The 22,443-nt window shown below is 37.1% G+C and carries 18 protein-coding genes, 8 tRNA genes and 1 riboswitch; of the genes, 22 read left to right on the top strand and 4 right to left on the bottom strand.

The genetic code is table 11. The features are described from left to right. The first annotated feature begins 51 nt into the window (after positions 1–51). The gene (locus tag G7Y65_RS05030; protein ID WP_042493084.1) at positions 52–1,398 is read left to right on the top strand and encodes a dihydrolipoyl dehydrogenase family protein; all 1,347 of its coding nucleotides are present in this window, start codon (positions 52–54) and stop codon (positions 1,396–1,398) included. A 110-nt stretch (positions 1,399–1,508) separates the two neighbouring features. On the opposite strand, the gene G7Y65_RS05025 is transcribed toward G7Y65_RS05030, so the two are convergent. Continuing rightward, complete coding sequence (locus G7Y65_RS05025; RefSeq protein ID WP_042493083.1) at positions 1,509–2,684, bottom strand: MFS transporter; 1,176 nt, start codon at positions 2,682–2,684, stop codon at positions 1,509–1,511. A 189-nt stretch (positions 2,685–2,873) separates the two neighbouring features. Further along, a riboswitch (purine riboswitch) is annotated at positions 2,874–2,972 on the top strand. Positions 2,973–3,083: 111 nt separating this feature from the next. Between G7Y65_RS05025 and G7Y65_RS05020 the strand changes: the two genes are divergently transcribed. From G7Y65_RS05020 to G7Y65_RS05000, 5 genes are all read left to right on the top strand, one after another. Continuing rightward, positions 3,084–4,388, top strand: a complete 1,305-nt coding sequence (locus tag G7Y65_RS05020; protein ID WP_042493081.1) for a nucleobase:cation symporter-2 family protein — start codon at positions 3,084–3,086, stop codon at positions 4,386–4,388. Positions 4,389–4,393: 5 nt separating this feature from the next. Further along, the gene (locus tag G7Y65_RS05015) at positions 4,394–4,966 is read left to right on the top strand and encodes a xanthine phosphoribosyltransferase (RefSeq protein WP_165314689.1); all 573 of its coding nucleotides are present in this window, start codon (positions 4,394–4,396) and stop codon (positions 4,964–4,966) included. Positions 4,967–5,219: 253 nt separating this feature from the next. Continuing rightward, positions 5,220–6,089, top strand: a complete 870-nt coding sequence (locus G7Y65_RS05010; protein ID WP_165314688.1) for an NAD(P)-dependent oxidoreductase — start codon at positions 5,220–5,222, stop codon at positions 6,087–6,089. A 26-nt stretch (positions 6,090–6,115) separates the two neighbouring features. Continuing rightward, positions 6,116–7,708 carry an accessory Sec system glycosyltransferase Asp1 gene (asp1, locus tag G7Y65_RS05005; RefSeq protein ID WP_165314687.1) on the top strand — a complete coding sequence of 531 codons (1,593 nt, stop codon included), beginning with the start codon at positions 6,116–6,118 and terminating at the stop codon, positions 7,706–7,708. A 5-nt stretch (positions 7,709–7,713) separates the two neighbouring features. Next, positions 7,714–9,243, top strand: a complete 1,530-nt coding sequence (locus G7Y65_RS05000) for a glycosyltransferase (protein WP_042493073.1) — start codon at positions 7,714–7,716, stop codon at positions 9,241–9,243. Between the two features lie 57 nt (positions 9,244–9,300). On the opposite strand, the gene G7Y65_RS04995 is transcribed toward G7Y65_RS05000, so the two are convergent. Next, a tRNA-Cys gene (locus G7Y65_RS04995) sits at positions 9,301–9,371 on the bottom strand. A gap of 213 nt (positions 9,372–9,584) precedes the next feature. Between G7Y65_RS04995 and G7Y65_RS04990 the strand changes: the two genes are divergently transcribed. From G7Y65_RS04990 to G7Y65_RS04960, 7 genes are all read left to right on the top strand, one after another. After that, positions 9,585–9,657 (top strand) — tRNA-Val (locus G7Y65_RS04990). A 2-nt stretch (positions 9,658–9,659) separates the two neighbouring features. Beyond that, positions 9,660–9,733, top strand: a tRNA-Asp gene (locus G7Y65_RS04985). A gap of 8 nt (positions 9,734–9,741) precedes the next feature. Next, positions 9,742–9,814, top strand: a tRNA-Phe gene (locus tag G7Y65_RS04980). A 40-nt stretch (positions 9,815–9,854) separates the two neighbouring features. Continuing rightward, positions 9,855–9,925 (top strand) — tRNA-Trp (locus G7Y65_RS04975). 14 nt (positions 9,926–9,939) lie between these two features. Further along, positions 9,940–10,012 (top strand) — tRNA-His (locus G7Y65_RS04970). Between the two features lie 50 nt (positions 10,013–10,062). Beyond that, positions 10,063–10,146: transfer RNA gene (locus G7Y65_RS04965), tRNA-Leu, on the top strand. A 41-nt stretch (positions 10,147–10,187) separates the two neighbouring features. After that, positions 10,188–10,271: transfer RNA gene (locus tag G7Y65_RS04960), tRNA-Leu, on the top strand. A gap of 123 nt (positions 10,272–10,394) precedes the next feature. Here the strand turns inward: G7Y65_RS04960 and G7Y65_RS04955 are convergent. Continuing rightward, a complete protein-coding gene (locus tag G7Y65_RS04955) occupies positions 10,395–11,126 on the bottom strand; it encodes an alpha/beta hydrolase (RefSeq protein WP_165314686.1) in 732 nt (243 codons plus the stop codon). A gap of 11 nt (positions 11,127–11,137) precedes the next feature. Next, positions 11,138–12,064, bottom strand: a complete 927-nt coding sequence (locus G7Y65_RS04950; RefSeq protein ID WP_042493070.1) for an ArsR/SmtB family transcription factor — start codon at positions 12,062–12,064, stop codon at positions 11,138–11,140. 216 nt (positions 12,065–12,280) lie between these two features. Here G7Y65_RS04950 and G7Y65_RS04945 point away from each other — a divergent pair, with 216 nt between their 5' ends. The 9 genes from G7Y65_RS04945 to rfbB all read left to right on the top strand — a co-directional run bounded on the left by G7Y65_RS04945 (position 12,281) and on the right by rfbB (position 22,437). Further along, positions 12,281–13,543, top strand: a complete 1,263-nt coding sequence (locus G7Y65_RS04945; protein WP_165314685.1) for an extracellular solute-binding protein — start codon at positions 12,281–12,283, stop codon at positions 13,541–13,543. Between the two features lie 38 nt (positions 13,544–13,581). Beyond that, positions 13,582–14,490, top strand: coding sequence for a carbohydrate ABC transporter permease (locus tag G7Y65_RS04940; protein ID WP_081839301.1), 909 nt, complete (start codon positions 13,582–13,584; stop codon positions 14,488–14,490). Between the two features lie 20 nt (positions 14,491–14,510). Next, entirely contained in the window at positions 14,511–15,353 is an 843-nt protein-coding gene (locus G7Y65_RS04935; protein WP_137600505.1) for a carbohydrate ABC transporter permease, read from the top strand. Between the two features lie 6 nt (positions 15,354–15,359). After that, on the top strand, positions 15,360–15,725 hold the full coding sequence (locus tag G7Y65_RS04930) for a hypothetical protein (protein ID WP_137600504.1): 366 nt from the start codon (positions 15,360–15,362) through the stop codon (positions 15,723–15,725). Positions 15,726–15,744: 19 nt separating this feature from the next. Further along, positions 15,745–17,586: a glycoside hydrolase family 2 protein gene (locus tag G7Y65_RS04925; protein ID WP_042493065.1), complete on the top strand. Its 1,842-nt coding sequence runs from the start codon at positions 15,745–15,747 to the stop codon at positions 17,584–17,586. A gap of 43 nt (positions 17,587–17,629) precedes the next feature. Beyond that, complete coding sequence (locus G7Y65_RS04920; RefSeq protein ID WP_042493063.1) at positions 17,630–18,736, top strand: ABC transporter ATP-binding protein; 1,107 nt, start codon at positions 17,630–17,632, stop codon at positions 18,734–18,736. 212 nt (positions 18,737–18,948) lie between these two features. Continuing rightward, complete coding sequence (locus tag G7Y65_RS04915; RefSeq protein ID WP_275669043.1) at positions 18,949–19,851, top strand: 3-hydroxyacyl-CoA dehydrogenase; 903 nt, start codon at positions 18,949–18,951, stop codon at positions 19,849–19,851. A gap of 336 nt (positions 19,852–20,187) precedes the next feature. Beyond that, positions 20,188–21,327, top strand: a complete 1,140-nt coding sequence (locus tag G7Y65_RS04910; RefSeq protein WP_042493060.1) for a trans-sulfuration enzyme family protein — start codon at positions 20,188–20,190, stop codon at positions 21,325–21,327. An 87-nt stretch (positions 21,328–21,414) separates the two neighbouring features. Continuing rightward, positions 21,415–22,437 (top strand): dTDP-glucose 4,6-dehydratase, encoded by a 1,023-nt coding sequence (rfbB, locus tag G7Y65_RS04905; protein WP_042493058.1) that lies wholly within the window; start codon positions 21,415–21,417, stop codon positions 22,435–22,437. Positions 22,438–22,443 lie beyond the last annotated feature (6 nt).

The following is a 22,443-nucleotide window of genomic DNA, read 5'->3' as shown; positions in this document are numbered from 1 at the left end:
AATTTGCGATAATAGTATTAAGAAATACTTGGTAAAGGATGGTGCAAGTTAATGAGTGAAACTGAACAGTATGATGTTGCAATTATTGGTGCAGGTCCTGCAGGCTTAGCAGCCGCACATCAATTGCATGATGCTGGGAAAAAAGTTGTGATTATCGAAAAATATTTATGGGGTGGTACATGTCCAAATTACGGCTGTGACCCCAAAAAGATATTATTAGGTGCCGTCGAAGCAAAAGAATATGCTGATTTTCTAACTGGTACAGGTATTGATGGCAAAGTGACAATTAATTGGACTGATTTAATGGCACGTAAAAATCAATATACTGATGGTATTTCACAAGGGACAGAACAATCATTAGTTACTAGTGGTGTTGATCACTTAGCTGGTAAAGCGACGTTTATTGATGAGCATACTGCAGTGGTCAGTCAAGATAATCAAGTTGCGGTGCACGTAACCGCAACAGATTGGATTGTAGCAGTTGGTCAGCGACCAGCTGAATTAACTTTTCCAGGTGTAGAATTAACGATTGATTCTGAGCAATTCTTGAGCTTACCATCATTACCTGACGAAGTTGTGATTATCGGTGGTGGATTTGTTGCGATTGAGTTTGCAACAATTGCAGCAGCTGCCGGTGCTAACGTAACGTTGTTAGTGCATAGTGATCAGTTATTACGTTCATTTGATGATGAGATGGTTGATTCGCTAATGGATCAGTTAGATGATCGTGGTATTCACATGTATTTCGATACTGAAGTCACGGAATTAAAAGCCGTTGATGATCAGTTTGAAGCAACGTTAAGCTTTGGCAATACTTTAACAGCTGGTGTGGTTGTTCGTGCAGTTGGACGTGTTGGCAATCATGACACCTTGGCATTGGATCAGGCACAAGTACAATTTCGTGATGAAGGTATCTTAGTTGATCGTTATTTACGTACTAGTAATGCGCATATTTATGCAGTGGGGGATGTTGCTTATTCGCCAGTTCCTAAAATAACGCCGGTCGCTTCGTATGAGGCGCACCATGTTGTACAAGAAATTTTAGGGACATCGCACCCAATTACCTATCCTGCAATGCCAGTTGTTGTATATGGGACACCGAAATTAGCCAAAGTTGGGGTTCAAACAGGGACAGCAGCTCAGAATGGTTATACCGTTAAGGATATTGATATGACTAGTTGGTATACTGCTTATCGACAAGGTGAACCAGCTTCACGGATTAGAGTAGCTATTGATCAAGCTGGGCGATTGGTAGGTGCAACGGTTATGAGTAGCCATGCTGATGAACTGATTAATTATTTAACAACGGCAATTAATCAAGGACTAACGCAAGAAACCGTTACGCAACAGTTGTTTGCTTATCCTTCAGTTGCATCAGATTTATCATATTTTTTCTAAAATAAAGTATATAGCACCAAAATTTTTATGAAATACCAAAAAGCGTCAAATTACCAGGTTAAAATACGGTAACTTGACGCTTTTTGACGTGCTTTAAAAGATTGGAAAATTTAATCTAATGCGGGTTGTTTCGCATTAACCTTGTTCAACATAATTGTTGCGATTAGTGCACACAAAATAAATACGGCACCCCCGAGTCCAACATTATTTAAGCCAATATTGGCAACAACTAGACCACCGATAGCTGAACCTAGTGAAATACCTAAATTGGAAAAAATTGAATTTAATGACGATGCGAGTACGAGTGATTGCGGATAATCACGTTCGGCAACGCCCATAATGTGTAGTTGTAATGGTGAATTAATCAGATACATAAACACACCAACTAACATAATGTTTATAGTTCCTAACCATGTATTGGCCAGCAATAAAGGCATTGCACCGAGTAGGAAAAATTCAATTGTATACAGCGTTGGCATTGCCTTTAAGCCTTTGTAATCAGCAATTTTCCCACTAGCCTGGTTACTAATTAATGACATGACACCATAGACTGTTAGCAAGATTGTAATGAGGCTAGGATCAAAATTAAGTGATTTTGAAAAGATTGGGCGTAAATAAGTGTAGAATACATAAATGCCGGCTAAACTACATGTTTGTAAAATAACACCTAAATAAATGCGTGGATCTTTAAAGATAATAAATTGCTGTAAAATATTTCCTTGTTTTTGTTGTACCAAATTATGTGGCAATGTCTTAATAATTAAAAAGACAGTTAACAAACTAAAAATCGTAATCGTAATAAAAGTGATACGCCAGCCAAATGTGGTACTGATCCAGGTTCCCAATGGAACACCAAAAACGGAAGCGACGCTGAACCCTGAAAAAATCCAGCTAACGAGCCAAGCACGTTTTTGAATGGGAGCAATGACGGTTGCGAAAGTTAATGATAGCGAAACTAGGGTACCTGAAACAATGGCAACGATAATACGTGAAATAACTAATACCGTGTAATTTGGTGCGAATATGGTTAAAGCATTACCAAACGTAAAAATAATAGCTAAGACTAGCATGGCATGATATAAATTATGCTTTAAAGTTGATGTAATGATTGGCGTACTGATTGCATATACCATGGCAAAGATGGTCACTAAGTATCCAACCGTGGCGACGTTAACTGAAAACTCCTTGGCTAAATCGTCAAGAATCCCAATAATGATAAACTCACTAAACCCTAATACGAAAGAGATTAAAATCAGGACAAAACTTTGAATTCTGAATTCTTTCACATGAAACCTCCTAAAAACTGTTGTTGTGTAACAGATATAAACCTATAAAATGTCTACTCAAGCTAAAATATAGTAATTGATGGCACGTTGTCAATGTGTTTTATTGATAAACTGGCATGAAGTTTAGGATTATTAAAAATCTGACTATTTCCAAATGCCGTAATGTCTGCTATATTTAACTACATAATAATAAAAGACGTAATCACTATCGGTATAATTGTTGGAGAATGGCCAACGAGTTCCTACCCGTCTCCCAAGAGATGGACTACCGATAGTGTTTTGATTTATTAATGCACCCATTCTGCATGCTTTTTAATGCATAGGGTGCATTTTTTTATTGCCAAATGTCTATTGGAGATAGTGGTTACGTGTGTTTCTAAATTGGAGGAGAGTTTAGTTATGGAGTCGCACACACAGACATCGACAGAACGTTTCAGCAAGTTGCGTAATCTTATTTTAGGATTACAGCATGTTTTGGCGATGTATTCAGGTGGTATTTTAGTACCACTATTAATTGGTGCAGCATTACAATTTAATGCGCAACAAATGGCTTATTTAATATCTGCTGATATTTTTATGACTGCAGTTGGAACACTATTCCAATTGAAGGGAACGCGGTACACAGGAATTGCCATGCCAGTGGTTATTGGTTCGGCAGTCCAGACTGTGTCACCATTAATTAATATTGGTAGTACGTTAGGAATCGGGGCAATGTACGGGGCTACAATTGTAGCTGGTGCTTTTGTGTTCTTAATTAGTGGTTTGTTTGCACGACTACGTGCATTTTTTCCACCAGTTGTAACGGGTTCGTTAATTACAGTTATCGGGTTTACGCTGATCCCAGTTGGTTTTCAAAATTGGGGTGGTGGTGACTTAGAAGCAAAGAGTTTTGGTAGTTTAACAAACTTGTCAATTGGGTTGGTTACGATTGTCATTATTTTACTATTTAACTTATTTGCAAAAGGTTTTGCTAAGTCAATTGCAATTTTGCTAGGAATCGTATTAGGAACAATTTTTGCAGGATTACTAGGAGAAGTGTCACTGCAACCGGTAGCTGACGCCTCTTGGTTCCATATGCCAACGCCGTTTTTCTTAGCTGCGCCAACTTTCCATTGGTCAGCAATGATTACAATGATGATTGTTGCCTTAACATCAATGATGGAATCAACTGGTGTTTATTTTGCGTTAGCTGATTTAACAGGTCGTAAGTTGACTAATGAAGACATGGCTAAGGGATATCGTGCAGAAGGATTAGCAGTTATTTTGTCAGGTATTTTTAATACTTTTCCATATTCAACTTTCTCACAAAACGTTGGTGTTGTTCGTTTATCAGGTGTTAAAACAAGGACACCGATTTACTATGCTGTATTAATTTTATTGCTAATCGGACTGTTACCAAAATTTGGTGCACTTGCAACGATTATTCCATCATCTGTATTAGGTGGTGCAATGATTATCTTATTTGGTACAATCGGGGTACAGGGAATTACGATTTTGAAGCAAGTTGATTTTAATTTAGAACGTAATTTGATGATAGCAGGAATCTCAATTGGCTCAGCTATTGGTGTGACGGTTTACCCACAAATTTTCCAACATTTGCCAGAATTAGTAAAATTAGTTATTCAAAATTCAGTTGTTGTCACTTCAATATTAGCAGTTCTATTGAACATTGTATTACCAGGTCGTCAGAAAGAGGTTATGTAAACAATATGAAAATTTTAGAAGAGCGTATTAAAAAAGATGGACGTGTTTTGGGCGAAGACGTCTTGAAAGTTGATAATTTTTTGAACCATCAAGTTGATCCACAATTGATGCAAGAAATGGGTGATGAATTTGGCCGTTTGTTTGCTGATGAAAAGATTGATAAGGTTTTAACGGTTGAATCATCAGGAATTGCGCCAGCTATTTTTGCAGCTGGAGCACTAAAAGTGCCAATGGTCTTCGCACGTAAGAAGAAGTCAATTACACTTTCAGCAGAGTCATATATTGCCGATGTCTACTCATTTACTAAGCAAGAAACTAATCATGTCATGATTGATAAGCGCTTCTTGCATGAAGGTGAACGCGTCTTGATTATCGATGACTTTTTGGCAAACGGTCAGGCTGTAACCGGCTTGATGGAAATTGTGGATGCTGCACAAGCACAAGTTGTGGGTGTTGGTATTGTTATTGAAAAGACATTCCAAAAGGGACGCGCAATGTTAGATGAACAAGGTGTTCATGTTGAATCATTGGCGCGTATTGCAGCTTTTGAAGACGGACACGTTGTGTTTGCCGATTAGGCCTCAAAAATAAAACTCGTAAAATTATTTGCAAGACATACCCACATTAGGCGTAACTGGCTAATTAAAGTTGGATTGTTGTGTAATAAATTTACGAGTTTTTTTGTGTATTTAAGGCAGATATAAATTAATTATTAGATTTATGGATTTTTTTGTGAAATTAACTGAATTTAAGATAAAATCATTAATATATAGTACGGCGTATACAGAGCAGATTTATTATCAGACAAAAGTCTAATTGGGGGATATAAAAATGAAATTAGGATTTATTGGTACAGGTGTAATGGGACGAGGCATCATTAATAATTTGCTAAAGGCTGATTATGAAGTTTTTGTTTATAATCGAACAAAGGCCCATGCACAATCTGTTATTGACAATGGTGCAATTTGGCAAGACTCGCCACGTGAAATTGCAGAATCAGCCGATGTTGTGATGACAATGGTTGGGTATCCCAAAGATGTTGCTGAACAATACTATGGTGAAAAGGGCATCTTTGCAGGTTCACATCCAGGTCAAATTATTTTAGATATGACAACATCAACCCCCACTTTGGCTAAAGAATTAACGGATGCAGGACGTGAGTTTAACGTGAAAGTGTTGGATGGCCCAGTATCTGGTGGTGACACAGGAGCTAAGAATGGGACGTTAACCATCATGGTTGGTGGTGATGAAGCAGCATTTAATGAGTTAAAGCCAATGTTTGCGGCAATTTCAAAAGCAGCAACGTTATTTGGTACAGCTGGTCGTGGTCAAAATGCCAAGATGGCTAATCAAATTATGATTGCAGGTACTATGTTGGGGATGGCAGAATCAATGGCATACGCTAAAGAGTCTGGATTAGATTTGCCTCAAGTGCTAAAGACACTTGGAGGTGGTGCAGCCCAAAATTGGTCAATGGATAACTATGGTCCGCGTGTGTTGTCTGATGACTATGAGCCTGGTTTCTATGTTAAGTATTACATCAAGGATTTACGGATTGCACTTGATGAAGCCCAAAAAATGCAGGTGGATTTACCCATGACGACAATGGCTGAACAATTTTATACGACATTAGTTGATGAACAAAAATTAGCAGATGCTGGTATACAAGCAATTGTTAAATTATGGACGCAATTTGCTTAGTATATCCGGAGTGAAAGGCGTAACAGATGAACTTTTTTATTAATGCAACGATGCCTGACCATAAATCTGGTATCGAACATGCAGAACTTAAGCGATTGGCGTTGTTTAACAAAAATAATGAACCATCGAAATTAGTTTTATGTGATTGGGATCCCAATGGGCATATAACGGCCAATCAAGCCGGTATTCAAGATGAACAAATAATCAATTTATTTGATTATTTTCAAGAAACGAGTAATGTCACAGCTAAATTAATACAAGTGCAAGATATTGAATATGGTGTACTAGATGCACAGTATACAGATGATCCGACGAATAGTCGTTATTTGGTGACTGCTAATAATCAATTGATAGCGCGTGTAAATTATAAGCAAGATGATACACGTCCAGTTAAATCAATTGAATGGTTTGATGGCTTTAATAATTTGTACTGTGTTGATCATTATGATGCAAGAGGCTTTGTTTCATTAAAACAATGGTATACAGCTGACAATAAGATTGGGACAGAAACTTGGCAAACACCAACTGGACGTGTGGTAATTGAGGCGTTTCATAAGCAAACAATGCGTGGCAATATGCAAAAAACAAGTTGGCGGTTGATTGATCGTCATAATAAATGTCAGCAATTTGACACACGAACAGCATTAATAACTTATTTTTTGGATTGTTTAAATGAAGATTATTGGTCACTTGATTACCCGAATGTTTTTATTTTGGATCGCTCACATTTAGGTGATCAAGCATTGTTACAGTTAAAAAAGCCAGCCTATACAGTGTTTCATTTGCATAATGCACATACAGCAGATGCGCAAGATCCAGAGGCACCATTATTTAATAATAATTATGAATTTGCTCTAAATGTTATTGATGGTTATGATGCTGTGGTCTCAGCAACGCATAAACAAACAGCTGATGTACGAACTAGATTACAACCTAAGGCCCAGTTATTTACCATTCCAGTAGGGGTTGTGTCTAATAAATTATTAACAGCACCACATGTGCCATTAGCAAATCGCCAATTTGGTAAGATGGTGGTTTTTGCTCGTATTGCTTGGGAAAAACATTTGGATGATTTAGTGCGTGCGATTGGCATCGTGCATCGAGAAATCCCACAAGTAACATTAGACTTATATGGATATCCTGACCCTGGCGATAATTATAAAGCGCAACATGAAGTTGAAGCAGTTATCGCAGAATATGACTTAGCTGATGTCGTGACTTTGAAGGGGTATACGACCAAGATTGATAAAGTCCAAAATAATGCTATGATGTATGGGCTAACTTCGCGTATGGAAGGCTTTAATTTAGCAATTATGGAAGCTATTTCACATGGATTAATTTCTTTTTCATACGATGTTAATTACGGGCCAAATGAAATTGTTGCTGATGGTGTAAATGGTGCGGTTGTGCCATATGGTGATTATCAAGCATTAGCGGCAGCCATTTTACAAGTTTTACGTGATCCAGCATTGGCTGAAAAATATATTGAGGGTGCCTATCAATCAGCAGAACGGTATTCTGAAGCTGCAGTGTGGGATGCTTGGAAAAAATTGCTATCAGATGCTCAGGCTAGTTGGGCAACCAAAATTGCGGCAATGCCTGGTCATCGGAGAGGATAGTGAAAATGTATTATTTTGTGAGTGAAAACATATTTGCCTATAACTCTGGAACCGAGCATGCTCAAGCTAAACGAGTGCAATTTTTCAATCGTGAATATCAACAAAATCGTTTAGATCAAGCGGCTTATGTGACGCGAGATTATAACCGTTTTTTAAATCGTGATGCTGCAGCGATTGGTTTAAATAATGATGAAGTGTTGAATATGTATGATTATTTTCAAGGAACAACCAATGTCCCACGCAAAAAACAGCACTTACGTTTATTACCGCAATTACCGCTTGATCGATATCATATCGTTGGTCATGGGCCAAATTATTCAACAGTCGAAGACAAAGGACGGGTTATTGCGCGTATTAATGTTATGCCAGCAACGGTTGGTCTGGTGAATGATATCACCTATTATGATCGTGCTGATAATATCACAGTACGTGAAAACTTTGATTGGCGAGGATTTAAATCATCAGTCGATTATTTCCATCCAGATGGTCAACTTGCTGTACAACAGTTTTTGAATTTAGCTGGTGATCCTGTTATTGAAATTACGCATATGAATGTTAACGGTCAATTATTGCCTAGTATGTATAAATTGAAAAACTATTTAGGACATGATTATCGCTTTAATTCGCAAGAACAATTATTTTTATTCTTTTTAAATGAAATTGCTCGTCAGCAGCCAGACGTAACTTTAATTTCTGATCGTCGTGGATTGGACCATATTGTTGCAGCAGTGCAAGGGACTGTACATAAATATGCCTACTTACACGGGATTCATGTTGGAAACGTAAAACATCCAGTACGGGGTAAATTATATGATGCTTATACTAATGTATTGGAACGCTTTGGGGGTGCTTTTACAGCAATATTAGTATCTACGGTGAGCCAGCAAAAGGATTTAGCAAGTCGTTATCCAGCGTTATCGATTAAAGTGGCGCCTGATATTTCATTGTCACCAGTAACTTTAAATAAAGCGCCGGTTACTTTACAAAAGCAACCATCACATCAATTAATTTACGTTGGCCGTCTATCACCAGAAAAACGACCTGATCAAGCTTTACGTGTATTAGCTAAGGTCGTTAAGACAATACCGGATGCAACGCTTGTATACTACGGCTATGCCGCATCACAGGATATTATGGACAATTTGCAAACATTGGCACAAAAATTAGAGGTTACTGATCATGTGACGTTTGGTGGCTATGTCAATGAAGAAAAGTTACAGCAAGCATACCAGCAAGCACAAGTAATTTTGCAACCATCTATCGCTGAATCTTTTGGTATGAATTTAGTTGAAGCAATGGGTGGTGGTGTACCTGCAATTGTTTATGATGTGCCGTATGGTGCACATGTATTGGTGGCAGATGGTGTTAATGGCTATATTGTGCCAGATGGGTCTAACAATACGATGGCACAAAAAGTTGTGACGTTGCTATCAGATGATAATTTATGGTCACAAATGTCGACGGCGGCATATGAAAAAGCCCAAGCATTTGCTGATGATAAAATGACGATAATGTGGCAGAACGTTTTAAAATAAAAGACAAAACAAAAAGGACAAGCTGACGCGACACTGTCAATTTGTCCTTTTTGTTTAAGGTAGTGGCGGGAATCGAACCCGTGATGACGGTTTTGCAGACCGTTGCCTTACCACTTGGCTACACTACCGTAATTACTACCACAATTACATATTATAGGGGAAATTTAGTAAACATGCAATTGTATAATAACACAGAAAAGATAATCAAACGTTTTTTTGTAAAAATTTGTTCATTTGGTGGTTTTTAATAAAGAAATATTTCAAATTATATATTAAATATAAAAGATACATGGTTTAGGGGGTTGCCAATAAAGTGAAATATAGGTATAATTATTTCTGTTGTACGTTTAGCTCAGCTGGGAGAGCACCTGCCTTACAAGCAGGGGGTCACAGGTTCGATCCCTGTAACGTCCATTGGTCGCATGGTCTAGTTGGTTAGGACGTTCGCCTGTCACGCGAAAGATCACGGGTTCGAATCCCGTTGTGACCGTTTATAATGGCGCGGTAGCTCAGTTGGTAGAGCATACGATTGAAGCTCGTAGTGTCGACGGTTCGATTCCGCCCCGCGCCATTTGATAATACGATGTATTATCAAATAACCATCTTCAAATAGGGGTATAGTTTAATGGTAGAACAACGGTCTCCAAAACCGTCGGTGGGGGTTCGACTCCCTCTACCCCTGTTTAATTGATGATGGCGGTAGTGGTGAAGTGGTTAACACACCGGTTTGTGGTACCGGCACGCGTGGGTTCGATCCCCATCTACCGCCCTTAAAGTTAGTGATAACTTTTTATTTTAATATATATAATAATTAGATATGCCGTTGTGGCGGAATTGGCAGACGCGCTGGACTCAAAATCCAGTTCTCGCAAGGGAGTATGGGTTCGACCCCCATCGACGGCATTTAACCAGATATGGTCAAATTGCTTATTTAATTATTATATGCCGTTGTGGCGGAATTGGCAGACGCGCTGGACTCAAAATCCAGTTCTCGCAAGGGAGTATGGGTTCGACCCCCATCGACGGCATTCTAATACTCGACAGGTTCATTTATGGATTTGTCGAGTTTTTTTGTTGCATTAAAAAAGACGTTAGTCAGATACACTTCACTAACGTCTCTTTAATGATCGGTTCAAGTCATGCAGCCTGCTTTAAACATTTTGTTTTAATGGTAACCAAGCCAAAACATTTTGAATTTCTTTTTCCAAAAAAAACCAATCATGATTACCGGGTGAGACATGATAATGATCATCCAGTTGATGTTTGGTCATAAAATGAGTGAACTGATCATTTGCAGGTTTTAAAAAATCGCTTTCACCAATGGTGCGGTACCATTTAATGGCTTTTAAATCATCTATTTTAGCTGTTTGCGCTAGACTTTGTAGATAGTCTTCTGGGATTTCATCACCAAAAACACGCTTAATATCAGGCATAATTGGTATAACATCAGTTAAATTAATGACAGGTGATAGGGCCGCAACATAGCTAAATAATTCCGGATGACTAAAACCGAGTTTTAAAGCACCAAAGCCCCCCATAGAATTACCAATAATGAAATTATTTTCGCGATGACTGTTTAACGGCAACAAATGTTGCATTTCAGGCATTAATTCTTTTGTAAAATAAGTCCAGTAAGGTAGACCATTTATTTCATCCATATAAAAACTACGATCAACGTTAGGCATAATAATCGCCACTTGATAATTTAGTGCAAGATTTTCAATTGTTGTCCGAGTAGGCCAGCAAGTACCATTTTCACCAAGGCCATGTAATAACCAGATAGTGTCTAAAGGTGCCTGTGGTAGTTGGTCGGGGAGTATAACACCAATATTCATGTGTGTTTGCAGAGTGCTTGAAAAACGTGTGATTTGTATATGTGCCATAATATCCCCCTTTAATTTACGCTATGATCATTTTGTGAGTAAAAGACGGTTGCCTTGATATTTTGTGGATGATTCCCAAAATCACTACCAAATAATGTTAGTCCCCCATATGTATCATTATCCATGGGTAAAACGGCCATTTTTAAAGTTAACCGGCGTGTCTTATCTAATTCAAGATCATTAATATTAACATTAGAGATACTGACGCTATCAATGGACGTATCTAATTCCCCAATTCGAATATGATTTAATAGGCCGTACTGACTGAATTTTTTTGGCCACCAATCTGGTGTGTAACGGCCTTGTACATCAGAATAATTACCAGGTAATTCAGTTGAACCAATAAATTTATCATTTAGCCAAAAACCAATTTTAGAATGCCAACTGTTGTTAGACATTGGAAATTCGCTAGCCATTTCGATATCAAATTCTAACAATTCAATTTTGCCATTTTCTGGAATTTCATTAGGAATAATATATTCAATGCTGCCTTGTGTAAACCATAATATTTGGGCCTGGAAACGATGTGTACTAAAAAAGACATTCATATCATCCATTGGTGTAATGACTTCTGTATTTGTGGCCAACCCACAGGAAGGGGCCACATCTTCAATGGCAAAATAATTACCAATCGGAATATCATAACTTTTTTTATAATAATCTGGAAAAATCTGTTGTGGGAAATTAATGGAAATTTTATCAATGTTCACACAGGGAACGTTTTGACGATTATCGGTTCCCTTTTGAAACTTAATAATATTTGCATTTTCCAAAATATGTAAGTTTTTAGAAATGGCAGCTTTACTAATATTCATACGCTTCGCTAATTGTGTTGCCGTTACTTTTTCATGCGAGATAATGTCAATCATCTCTAAGCGAACTGGAGAATCTAGTGCTTGATAAACAGGTAGATAGTTAATGCTAGTGTCAATATCCATAAAAACCCCTCTTTTCATGATAGTTAACTATTTTGTTAACTATCATACGAATTTTCAGCAAGTGTGTCAATGATGTTCCCGTTATTATTAATAATGGCTGCATACTGTCATAACAACGTTGACAGCGCTTACAAGTTGGGCAGATAATACAACTGTTAGGAAGTTAAGCTAAATGTTAAACATTTTATTAGGTACTTAGTTTAAGAGGGGAATTTTATGAAAAAGTCACATTTTTGGGGTGTAATCGTGACATCTATTGCTGTATCACTTGGATTAACAGGGTGGACAAGTACAGCAGTTCATGCAGATGACACCAAAGAAATTATTTTTTGGAATCCGTTTACTGGGCCGGATGGGACTAGTATGCAAAGTTTTGTTAATCAATATAATAAGACAAATCCAAAGTATCGGGTTAAGAATGTATCGCTAACAGAAAGCAATATGTATTCAAAAATCCCAACTATTGTGAATTCTAAGAAAGGTATTCCGGATTTACAAATTGTCCACGTAGAACGAATTAAAGACTACGTGAATAATGGGTTACTAGATAGTTATAATCCCTATCTAAAAAAATTTTCAGGCATCAACAAAGATAATTATGTACCAGAAGCTTGGGTAAATGGTGCTTATCAAGGAAAACGTTATGGTGTGCCGTTAGATATTCACACATCATTCATGTACTACAATAAAAAATTAGTTCAGAAATATGCACCACATGCATTGGACGATAACATTGTGACTTTTGATGAAATTAAGGCCGCAGGTAAAAAATCACAAAAAGATGATATCGCAGGTATGGGATTAACATGGTGGAAACCATTGTTCCTATCATTGTACGGTCAAATGGGGGGCGAATTAACCAAGAATGGGAAAGATCCTGATTTAAATAATAAGACGTCACGTCGTGTTGTTAATTTTTATAAGGATATGCATGATAAAAAAATTACCACACAAGATGGGGATGATCCCATGCAACTATTTTTGACAGGTAAGCAAATCTTTCTTCCTGAAGGAATTTGGATGAATAATCAGATTAAAGAAAGTGATATTGATTATGGTGTTACCAATGCACCACAATTATCTTCTGATCCAAAGAAAATTGTTAATTGGTCATCAAGTCATCAATTCGTTCTATTGAAGCAACCCAAGCGTGATCAAGCAAGGACAGAAGGCACGTTAGCCTTTGTTAACTGGGTTCGAACACACTCAATAAAGTGGGCTGAATCAGGGCAAAATCCAGCGTCACTCGCAATTACTAAAGATCCAAAATACCTTAAGATGCAACAATCGTTTTTGTTAACAAATAAGGTTGAACAAGATTCAATGACAATCTTTAATTATCGCTACAATGGTTACTTAGCTGATTATTTGGATCGATATGCTTACGATGCTGTCTTTAATAAGACAAGCGTTTCACAATATTTGAAGAAAATGCAAAATACTGTGCAGGATGAAGTTGATGCACAAATGACAAATTAAAGTAAGGTCTATAAAAATTAAGAGGGAGTTACATACTAATGGCAGAAGTTTCTTTAAAGTCACATGAGCAAGTGAGTAAGCATAAGCGTACGCGCAGCCATCCATTTGTTTATCTATTGCCGCATTTAGCGATTTTTACGATTTTTTTCTTCATACCGCTAATTTTTGGGATTTATATTGCTTTTACAAAATGGGATTTAGTTCGAACACCAGTCTTTGTTGGTTTGGATAATTTTAAAAATATTTTGTTTTCAAACTCTATTTTTCATGATCAATTAACGAGTGGTTTATGGCATACAATTTTGTTCGTTTTGATTTCAGTACCATTCTGTGTGTTAGTGCCATTATCACTAGCCGTAATGTTAAATACAAAACCAAAATTTGCAAAATTCTTCCAAGGATTATTCTACTTACCAAGTTTATTTTCAATTTCTGCCGTGGTTATTGTGTGGTCATTGATTTTTAATCCTAATTATGGTCCCTTGAATACATTGTTTAATTGGAATCAGGTTTGGACAGGTACGCAACCATGGGCATGGATTACAATTGTCGTGCTAACAGTTTGGTGGACAATTGGTGGTAATATGATCATTTATCAAGCAGCTTTAAACGGTATTCCACAAGACTACTATGAAGCAGCAGATATTGATGGTGCTTCAAGTTGGAAGAAATTTGTTCATATTACTTTACCAAGTATTCGTGGTCAGTTGCTATTTACGATTGTGACAACAACGATTGCACAATTCAATATTTATGGACAACCATTAATGTTGACAAACGGTGGACCAAACGGCTCTACGACCGTTTTGATGATGAATGTGCAACAAAATGCGTTTGGATCAGGACAATCGTTAGCTGGAATTTCTTCAGCAATGTCAGTTATTTTGGGTATCTGCATTATGATCGTATCCATGGTTCAACTATTCTTGTTGAGAAATAAAGATTGATGTAGGAAGGTAAAGAAATCATGAAAAATAAGAAGCAAGGTGCATCACAGTGGTTATCGTTTATCTTTTTGATTCTATTAAGTATTATTTGGATTATGCCATTGCTATACGGTGTGATGTCATCATTTAAAAGTAATATTGAAATGCAATCAGTTGGATTTAAGTTTCTACCAATCAATTGGATATTAACAAATTATTCAGATTTATTACAAAATACAGCAAATACACCAGTGTTCCGCTGGTTCTTAAACTCAATTGTCATTTCAGGTGGTTCAACAATTTTAGTATTAATTGTCACCTCATTATCAGCATTTGCCTTTTCGCGTTTGCGATTCAAAGGAAGAAATGTCTTGTTCATCTTTTTGTTAGCGACCATGATGTTTCCACCCGTAATGAACATCATCCCGCTATACAAAATTATGACATTGCTAGGTTGGGCAAATACACCATGGGCAATGATCTTCCCAGCTGCAACGGGGGCATTTAATATTTTCCTAGTTCGTCAGTTTATGGATAATATTCCACTTGCTTATGATGAAGCTGCTCGAATTGACGGGGCAAGTGATTGGCAAATCTTTAGAATTATTATTTTGCCATTAATTAAGCCTGTCTTGTTTGTTGTTGCGTTGTTTACATTTACCGGTTCATGGAATGATTTCTTGTGGCCATCAATTGTATTTTCAGATATTAATAAGATGCCGATTACACCTGGTTTGAAATTATTGCAGGGAATGTATGTTGCTGATATTCCAACTTTGATGGCAGGTGCAATCATTGCTATCATTCCAACGTTTATATTATATCTAGTCGCACAAAAGTATTTCTTGCAATCAATGTCTTTGTCAGTAGGTGTGAAGGGATAATTATATATGTTAGAAAGAAACTGGGATAAAAAACTATTACTAATTGCTGCAGTTTGGCAATTTATTGATGGTGCATTAACGATAGGGTTAGGAATGTTTGATGCCAGTACGACAACAACTGAAACTTTATTGCCAGTAAGTTCATTGAGTGGATTAGTTGGAACGTTGTTTATTCTAGCTGGTTTAGTTAACCTATTATTCGCTAAATATTTCTTAAAAGAAAAAGAAATTAATAAATGGGTGTTGCCAATTTTGATTATTGAAGTGATTATTGCATATTTTTGCATGGATGTTGTTACGGTAGCTTTATTGGTACCAACAACAATAATTATTAGTTTAAAGAGAAAAAAACAAAAACTTGTTAATTCATAAAAGAGAAAGTAGGAACGATATGTATCGAACAGAATACCCGCAACCGCAATTTCAACGTGAAAATTGGACAAACCTCAATGGTAGTTGGGACTTTGATTTTGATGACCAAAATCAGGGGATTAAAGATCAATGGTACCAACAAGAGAAGTTAACGCAAAAGATTGAAGTTCCTTTTGCCTATCAAACACAATTAAGTGGTATTGACGATCAAAGTGAACATAGTGTTGTTTGGTATCAACGTCATTTTCAAACAGACCAGTCAACTGATGAGGTAACCATTCTCCATTTTGGGGCCGTCGATTTTAAAGCTGATGTTTGGATTGATGGTCAACATGTTGGTACACATTCTGGTGGTCATACTAGCTTTTCGTTTGATATTACAAATTTTGTAAAAGATGGTGCCAATCATGTCATGACAGTCCGTGCGGATGACCCAATTCGTGATGAAGAATTAACGCGTGGTAAGCAAAATTGGACCGGTGAGAGTACAGGTATTTGGTATACAAATACGACAGGTATTTGGCAAACCGTTTGGCTAGAAAAAAAGCCAGTTACTAATTTAGCAAGTGTTAAATATGTGACAGATATTGATAAGGGTATTGTAGAAATTTCTGGTGAAATTGATAATTTCATTCCTGGGACGGGCGTTACTGCAAATATCAAATTTGGTGACGACTTGCTAACAAAGGTAACCATCTATCCTGAAGATAGTACTTTTGAATGGGGGATCAATATTTTAGGTAATCACATTTTCCGAATGGGTTATCACAATGAAGGCTGGCTTTGGACACCGGAGCATCCTAATTTATTTACCGTTGATTTTGAGACAACAGCACCAGATGCAGTAACTGATAAAGTTAGTTCATATTTTGGTATGCGTAAAATTCATACGGCGAATGGCATGACTTATTTAAACAATCGTCCATACTATCAAAAGTTAGTGCTTAACCAAGGATATTGGCCAGAAGGACTATTGACTGCACCAAGTGATGAATCTTTCAAAAAAGATATTAGTTTAGCTAAAAAAATGGGCTTTAATGGTGCCCGTATTCATCAAAAAGTTGAAGATCCAAGATATCTTTACTGGGCTGATAAAATGGGATTTATTTGCTGGGGTGAATGTGCCGCAGCACCAGTATTCACACAAAAGGCTGAAGCAACTTTGTATAAAGAATGGCTAGAAATTATTGAACGTGACTATAACCATCCATCAATTGTTACTTGGGTACCGATTAATGAAAGTTGGGGTGTCCCACAAGTTCATATTGACCGACAACAACAACACTTTACGCAGGCGATGTATCATTTGATTCATTCATTAGACACAACACGTTTGGTACAGTCAAATGATGGTTGGGCACAAACGGAAACAGATATCTGTGCTGTGCACAATTATGCTCATGGTACTAAGGATGATAAAGAAACCTATGACTATTATCAAGAAACATTGCATTCATGGGAGAGTATCATTCGTAATCCACCAGTATGGGACATTTTTGCTGAAGGCTTTAAGTATCAAGGCCAGCCAATCTTATTAACTGAATTTGGTGGTATTGGTTATAACAAACAAGATGCTGATAAGGGATGGGGCTACACTGGTGCTAAAAGTGATGAAGAATTTATCAGTGAATACCAACGAATTATGAAGGCAGTTGCTAAATCACATAGTTTAAATGGGATTGTCTATACACAACTAACGGATACTGAGCAAGAGGTGAATGGTTTGTTGACCGTTGACCGTCAGCCAAAGGTGGATCCTGAAGTTATTAAGAAAGCTAATGAATTCTTCATTCGTGCTTTTGTTGATGCTCCCCAAAAAGATATTGAAATTGCAGATATTTTAGATACTGACATGAATTAATAGTTCATTAAGAAATTTATAGAAGGAACAAGGTGATTTTCTAATGGTTCAAATTGCATTAGATCATATTTACAAAAAGTATGATAACGCGGCGGATTACTCAGTTACAGACTTTAACTTGCATATTAAGGATCAAGAATTTATCGTATTCGTTGGCCCATCAGGTTGTGGTAAGTCAACAACATTACGCATGATTGCTGGATTGGAAGATATTTCACAGGGTGAACTAAAAATTGACGATCAAATTGTTAATGATGAATCACCTAAAGATCGTGATATTGCGATGGTTTTCCAAAATTATGCTTTGTATCCTCATATGTCGGTGTATGACAATATGGCATTTGGGTTGAAACTTCGTAAGTATGATAAGAGCGAAATTGATCAACGTGTTAAAAATGCTGCTGAAATTCTTGGCTTAACAGAATATTTGAAGCGTAAGCCATCTGCCTTATCAGGTGGCCAACGACAACGTGTTGCTTTGGGACGTTCAATAGTACGTGATGCACCCATTTTCTTAATGGATGAGCCTCTATCAAACTTGGATGCTAAGTTACGTATTTCAATGCGTGCTGAAATTGCCAAGTTACATCAACGGTTGAAGACAACAACTATTTATGTAACACACGACCAAACTGAAGCGATGACAATGGCTGATCGTATTGTTGTCATGAAGGATGGAAAAGTCCAACAAATTGGTACACCACAAGAGGTTTACGATAATCCAACTAATGTATTCGTTGGAAGCTTTATTGGTGCCCCAGCAATGAATTTCTTCCATGTGACTTTACAAGATGACAAGATTCGTGAGAATGATGGAAACTTTACCTTGGAAGTGCCTGCAGGTTGTTTAAAGACATTGAATAATAAAGGTTATCAAGGTAAAGAACTTGTCTTTGGTATTCGACCTGAGCATATGCATACTGAAAATACATTTTTGGAAACATTTCCTAATGCAGTAGTGCCTGCTACAGTCGTTGTTTCAGAGTTACTTGGTGCGGAAACACAACTTTATAGTAAGATTGGTGATACTGAAGTAGTTGCGAAAGTTGATGCACGTGATTTTAAGAAGACAGGTGAACAATTTAACATTGGTTTTGATTTAAATCGTGCACATTTCTTCGATCCCGAGACAGAAGTTTCTGTATATTAATGTAATAGTTAAGATAAAATGTAAATCCGAATAATAAAGGCTGAATCGTCAGCCCTTTATAAGGATAATAAAAACGAACATGGCGCTAATAAGCAATACATGTTCGTTTTTTTAATACATGCTTTTTTATTAGATAATGCATATTATTAGGATGTTAAAAATATTTAAGCTATAATTAATTTTAGAGGATTATTTTTTCTATTCAGAAAAGGATATTAGGAGGAATTAACATGACAATCAAAAATGTTACTATTGCAGGTGGTGGTGTATTGGGAAGTCAAATTGCTTTCCAAACGGCTTTTTCAGGATTTAATGTCACATTGTATGATATTAATGATGCAGCAATTGCGCACGCAAAAGAATTATTAGCTAGCCATGTACCGGAATATCAAGCATTTTATGATGATGGTGATAAAGCAACGGCTGTCATTGAGCGTATGTCATTTAATACAGATTTAGCACAAGCAGTCGCTGATGCAGATTTAGTTATTGAAGCAATTCCAGAAAGTGTAAAAATTAAAGCTGATTATTACACGCAATTATCAGAGGTAGCACCTGAAAAGACAATTTTTGCGACGAATTCATCAACATTTTTGCCTTCACAATTTGTGGAATATGTTGATCGACCTGAAAAGTTTTTGGCTATTCATTTTGCTAACCAAATTTGGAAGAATAATAACGCCGAAATTATGGGACATGCAGGAACTGCCGATGAATATTTAGACGAGTTGGTTGCTTTTGCTAAGGATATTCGTATGGTCCCATTCCGCTTGTATAAAGAACAACATGGTTATATTTTAAATTCTTTGTTGGTACCATTGTTGGATGCTGCCCAAAAGCTATGGGTTAATGGGGTGGCTGATCCACATACGATTGATAAGTCATGGATGATTGCAACTGGTGCACCACAAGGACCATTTGCAATTCTTGATGTCGTTGGCTTGAACACACCATATAATTTGTCATTGGCGAAAGCTGAAGATGACGAAGAACAAGCACGCATTGTCAAAGCATTGAAGGAAATGATTGATGCTGGCAAGACGGGTGCTGCTGCAGGTGAAGGCTTCTATACTTATCCAAATCCTGAATTTACACAAGATGATTTCTTGAAATAAAAATAATTTATGAATTAGCTTTATAGCAAGTCTGATACTGAATCAGACTTGCTTTTTTTATAAGTCTTGACAAGTAAGCGACATCTCGATAGACTTGAGGCAATTAGTAATTGGAGGGGTTATAATGAGTCAATCACTACGAAACTTAACAGTATGTTTTTGTCGAGCAACGCGTTTTTGCGATGTTCGGCCTGTTAAGTGTCGTGTTTTTTGAGAAATATAACACAACACTAATAAATATAAGGTTGATATTAAGCTAAGAGCGCGATTTCTGTATGTAAAGCAGGATATCGGGCTCTTTTTTTGTTCATAATATAAAAAATGGGGTAATTAATAATGGAATTTGATACAAAATTGATTCATGGTGGTATTAGCGAAGACGAATTTACAGGGGCAACGTCAATCCCAATTTATATGGCATCAACGTTTCATCAGCAGACAATCGGGGCAAGTAAATATGAATATTCACGGTCAGGGAATCCGACAAGAGAAGCTGTTGAAAAACTAATTGCTGATTTAGAGGATGGAACGGCAGGTTTTGCTTTTGCATCTGGCTCAGCAGCCATTAATACAGTTTTTTCACTTTTTTCTGTTGGTAATCATATCATTGTCGGTAACGATGTGTATGGTGGGACATTTCGACTAATTGACGCTGTATTAAAGCGCTTTGGGATGACATTTACGGTTGTTGATACACGTGATTTACAGGCAGTTGAACAAGCAATTACGCCACAAACGAAAGCCGTTTATTTGGAAACGCCAACTAATCCATTATTACGAGTAACTGATATTGCAGCCATTGCATCACTTGCTAAAAGTCATAATATTTTAAGTATCATTGATAATACATTTGCATCGCCTTACATTCAAAAGCCCCTTGATATGGGGGTAGATATTGTGTTGCATAGTGCTTCAAAGTATCTGGGTGGTCATAGTGATGTCATTGCGGGTCTGGTGGTTACCAAGGATGTTGCTTTAGGTGAAAAAATTGGTTATTTGCAAAATGCCATTGGTAGCATTTTGGCCCCCCAAGAAAGTTGGTTATTGCAACGGGGAATGAAAACATTAGGTTTGCGGATGCGAGCACACTTGCAAAATACCCAAGCGGTGTTTGATTATTTAGATAAGCAACCATTAGTTAACAAGATTTACTATCCGGGTAATCCTAAAAATCCGGATTATGCTGTGGCTAAAAAGCAAATGAATGGTTTTGGAGCCATGATTTCATTTGAATTACAGCCCGGATTAGATCCACAATTATTTGTTGAACAGCTAAAAATTATTACATTAGCGGAAAGTTTAGGGGCGCTTGAAAGTTTAATTGAAGTGCCAGCGATTATGACACATGGGGCTATTCCACGCGCGAAACGTTTGGAAAATGGTATTACTGATGAATTAATTCGTTTATCAATAGGTGTTGAAGATATCGCAGATTTGTTAGCAGATTTGGATCAAGCATTTCGTAAGTTAGCATAAGTATGACGAGTTCAAGCAGTTGATTCAATTATGATATGATGAAAATAACGATAATTATTTTTATGATCCTAATTGGGGATGATGTTTATGGCAAAGTACAATAAAATTTTAGTAACAGGTGGGGCAGGATTTATTGGCACAAATTTTGTGCGTTATGTCGTAGCTAATCAGCCAGATGTTCATGTGGTGGTGTTAGATAAATTAACGTATGCCGGTAATGCAGATAATTTAAAGGATTTACCAACTGAACGTGTGCAACTAGTTGTCGGGGATATCAACGATAAACAGCTAGTTGATCAGTTGGTTCAAAAAACACAAGCCATTGTTCATTTTGCAGCTGAAAGTCATAATGATAAAGCATTACATGACCCTAGTATTTTTATGCAGACCAATTTAATGGGAACGTTTACTTTGATTGAAGCGGCTCGTAAATATCATGTGCGTTTTCATCATGTTTCAACCGATGAAGTCTATGGTGACTTACCCTTACGACCAACATTACCTAAATTCGATAAATTTACCACGAGTTCACAGTATCGGCCGTCATCGCCATATTCAGCAACCAAAGCAGGGGCGGATTTGTTAGTACGAGCCTGGGTACGGTCGTTTGATTTACAAGCGACTATTTCGAATACATCAAATAACTATGGTCCATATCAACATATTGAAAAATTTATACCCCGGCAAATTACAAATGTTTTGAGTGGTATTCGGCCAAAATTATATGGTAATGGTCAAAATGTACGTGACTGGATTCATGTATGGGATCATGTTGCTGGTATTTGGGCTATTTTAGAACATGGTGAAATTGGTGCGACCTACTTATTGGGAGCTAACAAAGAATTAAATAATTTAACAGTGCTACAATTAATTTTACAAAATATGGGTCAAGACCGGTGTGATTTTGATTTTGTTGCCGATCGACCTGGTCATGATTTGCGTTATGCAATTGATGCAACCAAAGCACAACAGGAATTAAATTGGCAACCACAATACACAGATTTTACGGCAGGCTTGCAACAAACAGTTCGCTGGTACCAGAATCATCAAAGCTGGTGGCAAGCAGACAAAACAGCGGTTGAAGCAAATTATGCTAAGCATGAACAATAAATATTA

Origin of the sequence: Weissella sagaensis (assembly GCF_010306265.1) — a bacterium.
Lineage (GTDB): Bacteria > Bacillota > Bacilli > Lactobacillales > Lactobacillaceae > Weissella > Weissella sagaensis.
This window is presented reverse-complemented; position numbering and strand designations above follow the sequence as displayed.

Bases quoted from the DNA above. Each gene is read 5' to 3' on its own strand.
- G7Y65_RS05030 (WP_042493084.1), top strand. From the start codon at position 52: ATGAGTGAAACTGAACAGTATGATGTTGCAATTATTGGTGCAGGTCCT.
- G7Y65_RS05020 (WP_042493081.1), top strand. From the start codon at position 3,084: ATGGAGTCGCACACACAGACATCGACAGAACGTTTCAGCAAGTTGCGT.
- G7Y65_RS05015 (WP_165314689.1), top strand. From the start codon at position 4,394: ATGAAAATTTTAGAAGAGCGTATTAAAAAAGATGGACGTGTTTTGGGC.
- G7Y65_RS05010 (WP_165314688.1), top strand. From the start codon at position 5,220: ATGAAATTAGGATTTATTGGTACAGGTGTAATGGGACGAGGCATCATT.
- asp1 (WP_165314687.1), top strand. From the start codon at position 6,116: ATGAACTTTTTTATTAATGCAACGATGCCTGACCATAAATCTGGTATC.
- G7Y65_RS05000 (WP_042493073.1), top strand. From the start codon at position 7,714: ATGTATTATTTTGTGAGTGAAAACATATTTGCCTATAACTCTGGAACC.
- G7Y65_RS04955 (WP_165314686.1), bottom strand. From the start codon at position 11,126: ATGGCACATATACAAATCACACGTTTTTCAAGCACTCTGCAAACACAC.
- G7Y65_RS04950 (WP_042493070.1), bottom strand. From the start codon at position 12,064: ATGGATATTGACACTAGCATTAACTATCTACCTGTTTATCAAGCACTA.
- G7Y65_RS04945 (WP_165314685.1), top strand. From the start codon at position 12,281: ATGAAAAAGTCACATTTTTGGGGTGTAATCGTGACATCTATTGCTGTA.
- G7Y65_RS04940 (WP_081839301.1), top strand. From the start codon at position 13,582: ATGGCAGAAGTTTCTTTAAAGTCACATGAGCAAGTGAGTAAGCATAAG.
- G7Y65_RS04935 (WP_137600505.1), top strand. From the start codon at position 14,511: ATGAAAAATAAGAAGCAAGGTGCATCACAGTGGTTATCGTTTATCTTT.
- G7Y65_RS04930 (WP_137600504.1), top strand. From the start codon at position 15,360: ATGTTAGAAAGAAACTGGGATAAAAAACTATTACTAATTGCTGCAGTT.
- G7Y65_RS04925 (WP_042493065.1), top strand. From the start codon at position 15,745: ATGTATCGAACAGAATACCCGCAACCGCAATTTCAACGTGAAAATTGG.
- G7Y65_RS04920 (WP_042493063.1), top strand. From the start codon at position 17,630: ATGGTTCAAATTGCATTAGATCATATTTACAAAAAGTATGATAACGCG.
- G7Y65_RS04910 (WP_042493060.1), top strand. From the start codon at position 20,188: ATGGAATTTGATACAAAATTGATTCATGGTGGTATTAGCGAAGACGAA.
- rfbB (WP_042493058.1), top strand. From the start codon at position 21,415: ATGGCAAAGTACAATAAAATTTTAGTAACAGGTGGGGCAGGATTTATT.